Origin of the sequence: Streptomyces sp. UNOB3_S3, assembly GCF_020740895.1 — a bacterium.
GTDB lineage: Bacteria > Actinomycetota > Actinomycetes > Streptomycetales > Streptomycetaceae > Streptomyces.
This window is the reverse complement of record NZ_JAILXP010000276.1, coordinates 1-9,737: the sequence shown is the minus strand read 5'-3', so window position 1 is coordinate 9,737 and position 9,737 is coordinate 1. Positions and strand designations below refer to the sequence as shown.

The 9,737-nt window shown below is 71.7% G+C and carries 7 protein-coding genes and 3 pseudogenes; 3 read left to right on the top strand and 7 right to left on the bottom strand.

Going from position 1 to position 9,737, the window contains the following annotated elements; all coding sequences use genetic code 11:
* The first annotated feature begins 22 nt into the window (after nucleotides 1–22).
* On the top strand, nucleotides 23–1,774 hold the full coding sequence (locus tag K6I33_RS25395) for an SGNH/GDSL hydrolase family protein (protein WP_229356850.1): 1,752 nt from the start codon (nucleotides 23–25) through the stop codon (nucleotides 1,772–1,774).
* Nucleotides 1,775–1,827: 53 nt separating this feature from the next.
* On the opposite strand, the gene K6I33_RS25390 is transcribed toward K6I33_RS25395, so the two are convergent.
* The 7 genes and pseudogenes from K6I33_RS25390 to K6I33_RS25365 all read right to left on the bottom strand — a co-directional run bounded on the left by K6I33_RS25390 (nucleotide 1,828) and on the right by K6I33_RS25365 (nucleotide 7,431).
* On the bottom strand, nucleotides 1,828–2,607 hold the full coding sequence (locus tag K6I33_RS25390; protein ID WP_229356848.1) for an exodeoxyribonuclease III: 780 nt from the start codon (nucleotides 2,605–2,607) through the stop codon (nucleotides 1,828–1,830).
* Nucleotides 2,608–2,663: 56 nt separating this feature from the next.
* Nucleotides 2,664–3,311, bottom strand: a complete 648-nt coding sequence (locus K6I33_RS25385) for an MBL fold metallo-hydrolase (RefSeq protein ID WP_229356847.1) — start codon at nucleotides 3,309–3,311, stop codon at nucleotides 2,664–2,666.
* 36 nt (nucleotides 3,312–3,347) lie between these two features.
* Nucleotides 3,348–3,614, bottom strand: a pseudogene (locus K6I33_RS36680) (carboxymuconolactone decarboxylase family protein); the annotation flags it as partial.
* Nucleotides 3,615–4,052: 438 nt separating this feature from the next.
* A pseudogene (locus K6I33_RS36675) lies at nucleotides 4,053–4,988 on the bottom strand (alpha/beta fold hydrolase); the annotation flags it as partial.
* Nucleotides 4,989–5,020: 32 nt separating this feature from the next.
* Nucleotides 5,021–6,055 (bottom strand): IS110 family transposase, encoded by a 1,035-nt coding sequence (locus tag K6I33_RS25375; RefSeq protein ID WP_229356845.1) that lies wholly within the window; start codon nucleotides 6,053–6,055, stop codon nucleotides 5,021–5,023.
* A gap of 441 nt (nucleotides 6,056–6,496) precedes the next feature.
* Nucleotides 6,497–6,893 (bottom strand): annotated as a pseudogene (locus tag K6I33_RS25370) (short-chain fatty acyl-CoA regulator family protein); the annotation flags it as partial.
* A 244-nt stretch (nucleotides 6,894–7,137) separates the two neighbouring features.
* Nucleotides 7,138–7,431, bottom strand: a complete 294-nt coding sequence (locus K6I33_RS25365) for an SHOCT domain-containing protein (protein WP_229356844.1) — start codon at nucleotides 7,429–7,431, stop codon at nucleotides 7,138–7,140.
* A gap of 832 nt (nucleotides 7,432–8,263) precedes the next feature.
* On the opposite strand from K6I33_RS25365, the gene K6I33_RS25360 reads away from it, so the two are divergent.
* Both K6I33_RS25360 and K6I33_RS25355 read left to right on the top strand, forming a co-directional pair.
* Nucleotides 8,264–9,199 carry a hypothetical protein gene (locus tag K6I33_RS25360; RefSeq protein ID WP_229356843.1) on the top strand — a complete coding sequence of 312 codons (936 nt, stop codon included), beginning with the start codon at nucleotides 8,264–8,266 and terminating at the stop codon, nucleotides 9,197–9,199.
* A gap of 309 nt (nucleotides 9,200–9,508) precedes the next feature.
* Nucleotides 9,509–9,737: cation transporter (locus tag K6I33_RS25355; RefSeq protein ID WP_308297295.1), on the top strand; the 229-nt coding region annotated here is incomplete at its 3' end.

Genomic DNA, 9,737 nt, shown 5'->3' with positions numbered 1-9,737 from the left:
CCCCGACCCCGCCCCCGACTCCGTGCCCGACTCCGTGCCCGACCGGGTCCTGACCGGCGACGCCGCGCCGGGCGGAGAGCCGCTCCCCCTGGAACGGCTCTTCGACAACCGGGGCATCAGCGACGACGCCCGTCCCGGGGCCGCGGACTTCGACGGCCGGGGCGGCTCCTTCTCCGCCCAGGAGCTCAGGGCCGCGGGCTGGACCCCCGGCCGGACGATCGCCGTCGACGGCGCGGCGCCTCGCTGGCCCGCCACGGCACCGGGCCGCCCCGACAACGTCCTGGCGGACGGTCAGGCCGTGCGGCTGACGGGGCGCGGCGAGGCCCTGACGTTCCTGGTGGCGGGCGGTTCCCGTACGGAGACGCGGGACGGCGCGGCCGGCACGGGCCTCGTCCGCTACCGCGACGGCTCCCGGAGCGCGTACCGGCTACGGGCCCCCGACTGGCGCACCGGCCCGCTCCCCACCAAGCTCCTGGGCCTCCCCCACCGCAACACCCCCGACGGCCGGCGGGCCGGGACCGTCCGGCTGTACGCGGTGACCGTGCCCGTCGAGCGCGGCCGCGAGGTCTCCTCCGTGATCCTGCCGAGGGCCGGCCGCGAGGCCGGTCTGCACGTCTTCTCCCTCGCCCTGCGCAGTCCCTCGAACGGGTGGACCGGCAGCTGGGCGGCGTCCACGTCCGGGTACACCACGGTGGGCCCGTGGACGGACCGGACGCTCCGGCTGGTCGTGCACAGCAGCGCGGGCGGGCCACGCGCCCGGATCCGGCTGGAGAACACCTTCTCCCCCGCCCCGGTCCGGATCGGGCGCGCCACGGTGGCGTTGCGGGGCAAGGGCGCGGCGGTGGACGGACGGCCGGTGCCACTGACCTTCGGGGGCCGGTCCGGGGTGGAACTGCCTGCCGGGGCCCAGCAGTTCAGCGACCCGGTGGGCTTCCGGGTGCCGCCGGACACCAGTCTGCTGGTGAGCATCCACCTGCCGGGGACCGTACGGGCGTTGCCCGTGCACAGCTACACCAGCCAGACCTCCTACCTCAGCGCCGACGGCGCGGGCGACCGCACGGGCGACCGGGGCGGGGAGGCGTACGGCACCGCGCTGACCAGCTGGCCCCTGCTGACCGGGGTGGACGTGGCCGGGGGACCCGGCTCGGTGGTCGCGCTGGGCGACTCCATCACCGACGGCGAGCGCTCCACGCCGGGGGCGAACAGGCGCTGGCCGGACCTCCTGGCCCGGCGGCTGCGCGACCAGCGGGACGTGCCGCGCTTCGGCGTCCTCAACCACGGCATCTCCGGCAACCGCGTCGTGACCGACCGCTACCCCGGTACCGGGGCCAGCTCGGTGCTGAGCGGGGTGAGCGCGGAGCACCGGCTGGAGCGCGATGTGCTGGCGCAGACCGGGGCCCGGACCGTCGTGGTCTTCGAGGGCGTCAACGACATCCGCGCCGGGACGACGGCCGACGAGGTCATCGCCACCCTCGACAGGATCGCGGCCACCGCCCACGAGCGGGGCATGCGCGTCGCGGTGGCCACCATCGCGCCGTGCGGCGGCTTCTTCGACTGCACGGCCGAGGCGGAGTCGTACCGCGTCGCCGTCAACCGGCACATCCGGGGCGGGCTGGGGCTCTACGACGCGGTCTTCGACTTCGACGCCGCGATCCGCGACCCCCAGCGGCCCGACCGTATGCTGCCGCGCTTCGACGGCGGCGACCACCTCCACCCCAGCGACGCGGGGATGAGGGCGTTCAGCGAGGCGATCGACCTGCGTCAGCTGGTCTGACCCGACGGCCGCCGCCCATAGGGGCCGCCGCCCGTAGGGGGGCGGGCCGGACCTCAGACGTCCAGGTCGACGACGACCGGGGCGTGGTCCGAGGCGCCCTTGCCCTTGCGCTCCTCGCGGTCGACGTAGGCGTCCTTGACGGCGGCGGTGAAGGGCGCGTTGGCGTAGGCGAGGTCGATGCGCATGCCGCGGTTCTTCGGGAAGCAGAGCTGGCGGTAGTCCCAGTAGGTGTACGGATGGTCGTACTTCAGGGGGCGGGGGACGACGTCCGACAGGCCCGCGTCGCGCAGGGCGGCGAGCGCGGCGCGCTCCGCGGGGGTCACATGCGTGGCGCCCTCGAAGACGGCCGGGTCGTAGACGTCGTCGTCGGCCGGGGCGATGTTGAAGTCGCCGAGGACCGCGAACGGCCGCTCCCCCGTGGCGTCGGCCGCGACCGCGTCGCGCAGGGCCTCCAGCCAGCGGAGCTTGTACGCGTAGTGGTCGTGGCCGACCTCGCGGCCGTTGGGCACGTAGACCGACCAGACGCGGACGCCGCCGCACGTCGCCGAGATCGCGCGGGGCTCCTGCGCGCCGTCGTACTCCGGGCCGCCGGGCAGGCCGGACACCACGTCCTCCAGGCCGACGCGGGAGAGCAGGGCCACGCCGTTCCACCGGCCGTCGGCGTTGACCGCGCACTCGTAGCCCAGGGCGCGCAGCTCGTCGGCCGGGAACTGCTCGGCGGAGCACTTGGTCTCCTGGATGCACAGCACGTCCGTGCCGCTGCTCTCCAGCCAGGCCAGGAGCCGGGGCAGTCGGGCGGTGATCGAGTTCACGTTCCAGGTGGCGATGCGCATGCGGCCACCCTAACGGCCGGGTGTGACAGACGTCGGCTCACGCAGGTCCTCGCAGGTCAGAGCCTGACGCTCTGCCCGGCGGCCATCCGGGAGTGCTCGGCCCCGCCGACGCCGGGGCCGTTCGGGCCCAGCATCCGGTCGTACACCGGCCGGGCGAGGTCGGCGAGCAGCGCGTCGTGGATGTCGATGGCGCGGCGCGGCTTGACCTCGCGGATGTAGTCGATGACGTCGGCGACCTTGTTCCAGGGGGCCATGACGGGGACCATCAGCGTCTCGACCGGCTGCCCGGGGAGGGTCAGCGCGTCGCCGGGATGGAAGAGCGTGCCGTCGACGAGGTAGCCGACGTTGGTGATCCTCGGGATGTCCGGGTGGATCACGGCGTGCAGCTGTCCGTGCACCTGGACGTCGAAGCCGGCGGCGCTGAACGTGTCGCCCTCCCCGACGGTGTGCACCCGGCCGGGGAAGGCCGCCGAGACCTGCTCCGCGACACTGCGGAGCGTCCACAGCTCGGCGGCCGGGTTCGCGTCGAGGGCGGCGCGCAGCCGGCCCTCGTCGAAATGGTCGGGGTGCTCGTGGGTGACGAGGACCGCGTCCGCCCCGACGGCGGCGTCCGCCTCGCTGAACCCTCCCGGGTCGATGACGAGGGTGCGGCCGTCGTCCTTCTCCAGCCGGATGCAGGCATGGCTCTGCTTGGTCAGCTTCATGACCCCATCTTGCTACGCGTCCGCTTCCTCATCCTGTTACCCGTCCGCTTCCTCGGCGACGACACGGCGGGCGACCTCGAAGGCCTTGCCGGCGGCGGGCAGACCGCAGTAGAGGGACGCGTGCAGCAACGTTTCCTTTATCTCGTCCGGGCTCACGCCGCCGCGCAGGGCGGCGCGGGTGTGCGTGGCCAGCTCGTCGAGGTGCCCGCCGGCGGTCAGCGCGGTGAGCGTGAGGAGGAACCGGGTCCGGCGGTCGAGCCCGGGCCGCGACCAGACGTCGCCCCAGGCGACGCGGGTGACGAGGTCCTCGTAGTCGGCGGAGAAGTCGCCCGGGTCGAGGTGCCGCGCGAGCGCGTCGCCCGCGCCGAGCACCTCGCGGCGCAGCCGCAGACCGCGCACGCGCGGGTCGCCGCCGACGGGGGCGCGCTCGGGGGCGTCGTCGCCGGACGCGGGCACGGGCGCAGAGGCTGACGCAGGCGTAGAGGCGGACGCGGGCGCGTCGTCACCACGGCGGGCCACGTCCCACGCGCCGCTTCCGGCAGCGCGACCCGCGCCCGGCGCGGCGTCCGCGTACAGATTTCCGCTGTCGAGCGCACGTCCCGCGCCGGCCGGGGTATCCCCCTCACCGGGGGCACCATCACCGGACCGCCCGGCTCCGGCAGCGCGATCCTCGCCACGCCCGCCGTCCGCGTACGGATTTCCGCTGCCCGACGTGCCGGCTGCCCCCGCCGCGCCCTCCGTCCGGTACGGGTTCGCGCCCGGGGTCTCCACCACGGCGGGCTGGGGCGAGGCCGGGGTCGGGCCCGGGCCCGACCGGGCCCCCATGCCCTGCGGGACCTGCGGGCCCTGGGGACCCTGGCCGCCCTCGCCGCCCTGGGAACCCTGAGACCCCTGCTGCCCCGGGGGCGTCGCGAGGTGGCGGGTCAGGAGATCCGTCACGGCTGTGGGCTGTTCGACCGGGGCGAGGTGGCGGGCCGCTGGGAGGACGGCGAGGTGGGCGTCGCGGATGCCGGCGACGAGGACGCGGACGTCGGCGGCCGGGGTCACCTGGTCCTCCGCGCCGACGATGACGAGCGCCGGGAGGTCGATCCGGCCCAGCTCGGCGCGGACGTCGAAGGCGGCGAGCGCCTCGCAGGCCGCCTCGTAGCAGGCCAGGTCGGTCGTCCGGACCATCTGGACGGCCCAGTCGACGATCGCCGGCTGGGCTCCGGCGAACGCGGGGGTGAACCAGCGCTCGGGCGCCGTGCGGGCCACCGGTTCGAGGCCGCCGGCCCTGACGTCGGAGGCGCGCATCCCCCCGCGCGGCGCGGCCGTGAAGTGCGCGGCGGAGCCGACGACGGCGAGCGAGAGGAGCCGCCGCGGGTGGCGCAGGGCGAGGTCGGTGCCGATGGTGCCGGAGACGCAGCAGCCCACGTACGCGAAGCGGTCGACGCCGAGCGTGTCCAGCGTCGTCAGCAGCCGGTCGGTGAGCTCGCCGATCGTGGCGGCGGGCTGTGCGGGGGCGCCGCCGTGGCCCGGCAGGTCGAAGCGGATGACGCGCCAGCGGCGGGTCAGCTCCGGTATCTGCCGGTCCCACATGTGCCATGTGGTACCCAACGCGGGCCCCAGGACCAGGACTGGGGCGTCTTCTGGCCCGTCAGAGCGGTATTGCAGGGTGTTCGCCGGTGTCTCAGTCACCCGCCAGACCCTCTCATCTGTCACGACAGCCCCTATGAGCGGGGTCCTGACCGTAACTGTCTGACCAGGTGGAAGACCTCCCGGGCCGCGTAGCGTTTGAGGCAGCGGACGATTTCGCGACGGGTCTTGCCCTCCTTGATCCGACGCTCGTAGTAGTCCTGGGTGCGCGGGTCGACCCGCAGACGGGTGAACACGATGCGATGGAGCGCAGCATTTACCTGCCGGTCGCCGCCACGGTTCAGGCGACGGTACTGCCGGCGTCCCGAGGAACGCTCGACAGGACTGACCCCGCACAAAGCGGCGAAGGACGCCTCACTGTCCAGGCGTTCCGGGTTGTCCCCCACCGTGATCAGCAAAGCGACGGCCGTGTCCGGACCGATCCCCACCACGTCGAGCAACTGCGGGGCATGACACTCCACGAGCCGGGCCAGACGAGCGTCCACATCCCGGATCTGCTCGGACAGCTGGCCGATCCGGTGAGCCAGCAGACCCAGCGTGTTCCGAGTCGCCTGCAGCACCGACTCCTCGCCGCCCTCCTTACGACTGCTCATGTCGGCGAACCGCGCACAGGTGCGGAAGAGTTCGGCATTGCCCAGTCCGGCGAGCTCTTCCCGCAAGGCGGGGTCAGCAGTAACGAGGACGGACTTGAGCTGGTTGATGGCCTGGGTACGGGCTTTGACCGCCGACACCTTCGTGAGCTTGTACATTCTCGCGATCTGCACCGGCCCGTCGCCAGCCTTCGCCCGGGCACTCACCCGCCCACTCAATACAGCTCGCGCCGCGTTCTGGGCATCGAGCGGATCCGACTTGCCGCGCCGACGATGATCTGCCCGGTCCATCCAATTCACGTCAAACACGTCCACGCCCTGGGCCAGCAGATAACGCGATAAAGACGCCCCGTAGGAACCGGTCCCCTCCACACCGGCCCGCCTCACGGCTCCCCACTTCCTGGCCCACTTCAGCAGATCGCGGTACCCCGCCGCGGTGGCCGGGAACTCGCCCGTGGCCAGCACCTCCCCCATCACGGAAAGCACCGCACCCACATGGGCATCCCGGTGCGTGTCCACCCCCAGAACCACCTCCCCCGCAGGGCGGCGACGGCGGTTCTGCGAAGCAGGCGGCGTACTGGACATGGCCGATCTGGGCATGTCCGCTCCCCTCCAGTCCGATAACGCGTCGCGCTGCCGGTACCGGGCCGCGTCGGACGGTCAGAATCGTGAGGACGCCACAACAATCGACAGGCCCCTATCGGGACACGCTCCGCCGGTCCGGCACCGACAACGCGCCATCCCCGGCCAACGGCCGACACTGTGACACCAGGACACTTTGGTCAGAAAAGTCATGAGTCAGACCCCGGACCCGGGACAGCACCCACCCATGCTCCCGCCTGTCACCGCACCCCACCCAGAAACACCGAGCATGCTCAGTCCCAACTCCTGGAACATCCCGGATCTGACTGCCGCCGATCGTTATGCGGCACACAAGCAAACATCTTCATTCAGGTTGCTTCACGACCGGTGCAGCTTCTCCACGGCCGTCTGCACCACGGGGCAGGGCACCAACGCGCCAACGTTGGGGGCGATCCGCACTGGGTGGCCGAGCGGCGGCGCCATCCGCTGTGGGCACTCGAAGCGTCCACAGACCCGGTAGCCCATCCCGATGGGGGCGGCAGCCGCGATGCGGCCGAGGTCGAGACCGTCGGAGCAGACGAGCCGATGGGCGTGGCGAACCTCGCAGCAAGCACAGGCCGCTGGCGAAGGTCTTGCCAGGTTCACCCCAGCTGACGCGGTGACAGGTGGCGGCCCGGGCAGTCCACAAGTAGGGCTTCCCATCCCGCATTTCGCCGATCTGGATGCGTCCGGGGCGGAGAACGGCTCATAGACGTTGCCACAGCGGATAGGTGCCGACATCGCCGGATCATGAAGAGGAGTTGCAACCGGCGGATGCGGCGTGGGCGCCGGCCCGGCTGGCCGAGGGCCGGGACTGAGCAGACCGGCGGCGACCAAGACCAGCGCAACGAGCAGCACCGGGATGCAGCAGACGATCACCACCCAGCCGCGTCGCCCCTGCTTTCGCACCTGGAGGTGGGTGGCGGCGTCATGGCGGGCGCTCCACGCAGTGCTGAGCCGGGACGAGCTTCGCGTCCTCGTCAGGGTTTGGCCGAGCCCGGTGGCATACCGCGAAGGGTGGCCAGGCGCCGCTGGCACTCCTCGTCGTCGATCTCGCCGCGCGCGTACCGCTCGGCGTGGATCTGCTCCGGCATGGACCATCCCGTCCTGGGCCCGCCCGGAGCGGCAGAGCGCGCACTGTCAGCAGCGCGGTTGTGGCTGAAGGTGCGGAAGAGCGGGACGACGACGGCGATGACCAGCACCCAGAAAACGATCATGCTGGCCGTCATCGTGAACCAGCCCCACCCACTGACGCCGTGATCATGCCAGTACATGATCGAAGATCACTCCCCGGTCGGGGCGGGACGCAGGCCTGATGCCCGCAAGGACCTCAGTTCCATGTTCCCTCCGCCTACCGATGACCCGTGTTGCCTACCCCGCGGCGATCGAGGCTCCAGCTCCTCGACGTCGCAGCCCCGGAACCGGCACATGATCGGCCCACTTCGCTGACGCCCGGTGTAGCGCGGATCTCGGCGGAGCCACCGGGCAGGGCGCTACCCTCAAGGCAGCACCACTTCGGAAGGGCCTCAGCAGTGACCCACACCTCACCAGCACGCAGGGCAGCCGCCCGCGCGCTGACCGTGTGCGCGGTCCTGCTCGGTTTGTTCCTCATGCACGGCAATCCGGCCGCGGCCGTCGACGGCTGCCACGGAGGCATGTCAGCCCCGGCGAGCACCAGCGTGCCCATGGCCGCCCAACCGACCGGACACATGCCGGCCTCAGCTGCGGGCCATGATCATCGCCAGTCCAGCGACACATCGCCCGCCCACGCCTCGGCGAAACCGGACGTGCCCATGATGGCGGGGGCAGTGTGCACCTCAACCCCTGCACGTGATCAGGCCAAGCTCGCGTCGGCCGGGCCGCTGATGCTTCTCGCCTTCGTGATCTTCGGTGGATGGCAGCAGGCAGGCCGCCTTCGCGCCTGCCGGGCGCGGCGCCGTGGACCGCCGAGAAGCGGACGGAATCTGCTGCTCCAGGTGTGCGTCAGGCGGACGTGACAGCCGTCGGCCCGGTTCTGAGGAAAACCCTCACGAACCGGCACGGCTCCCGTTCCGTACACCCGCATGTGCCCATCGAGGCCGCGCACACCTCGAAAGACTCGACACGATGTCTGTTTTCTCCCGCATCTCTTCGCGTCGGCGCACTGTCGCCGCCGCCTCCGTTACCGCCGCCCTGGCGCTGGCTCTCGCCGCCTGCGGCTCCTCGAAGGATTCGTCCATGCCCGGCATGGACCATGGCTCCCATGCCTCCGCGTCGTCCTCGGAGAGCGGCATGCCGGGGATGGATCACGGGTCGATGCCCGGCATGGACCACGGCAGCATGGCCAAGGGCGACGGCCTGTCCGACACCAAGGACGGCTACCGCCTTGTCTCCGACGCCAAGGAACTTCCTGCGGGCAAGGCGGCCGGGTACAAGTTCACGATCACCGGTCCGGACGGCAAGCCGGTCACCGGCTTCGCTGCCGACCAGACCAAGCGGATGCACTTCTACGCCGTCCGGTCGGACCTCACCGGCTTCCAGCACATCCACCCCACCATGGCGGAAGATGGCACCTGGACGGCCGACCTGGCCGCCCTCGAGCCCGGTACGTGGAGGACGTACGCCTCGTTCACCCCGGACAGCGGGCCGGGCAAGGGCAAGGACTTCGTCCTCAGCCGCACCGTCACCGTCGCCGGGGACGCGAAGACCACCCCGCTGCCGGCGGCGTCCGCCAGCACTGAGGTCGACGGCTACACCGTGACAGTCAAGGGCGACCTGATGGCCGGCATGGCCCACCCCATGACCGTGAACATCAGCAAGGACGGCAAGCCGGTCACCGACCTGCAGCCCTACCTGGACACCTACGCCCACCTGACCGCCTTCCACGAGGGCGACCAAACGTTCGCCCACCTCCACCCGGAGACCAAGGTCAACGGCGACAAGGGCGGCCCCGACCTGCCCTTCCACGCCCAGCTCGACAAGCCGGGCAACTGGCGCCTGTTCCTCCAGTTCCAGACCGGAGGCAAGCTCCACACCGCCGCGCTGACCCTCCGCGTCGGCTGACCCAGCCCTGTGGGGCGCCGCTCAGGCGGCGCCCCACGCACCGCTCTCCTGGCGAGGGCGCGGGCCCACCGGGCCGACACCACAGCGATGCCCAAGGCCGCAGACCCTGCGGTACCCGTCGGCCAGATCGCGAGATACCCCAGGGGGTATCGGCAAGCCGGACGGACCTCCCGCACGACTCCCCTCGGCACAGAAGCCATCATTTCGGCGTCTACCAGGGCATTTCCACCCCGAACCAACAGGCTTCCACCTCCCATCCAGATACCCCCCGGGGGTTGATTCAGATACCCCCCAGGGGTATAAATCTTTATGAGGGCGCTCGCGAGGCGCCCACCCAAAGATCAACGACCGGAGGCACCCATGTCCTGCTGCTCCCCCGACAACACCTGCTCCACCTCCGCCGCCGCACGCGACGAGAAGACCACAGGCGTCACCACCGTCTACAAGGTCCAGGGCATGACCTGCGGCCACTGCGAGACCGCCGTCACCAAGGAGGTCTCGGCCGTGGCGGGCGTGACCGGTGTCCGCGTCGACGTCG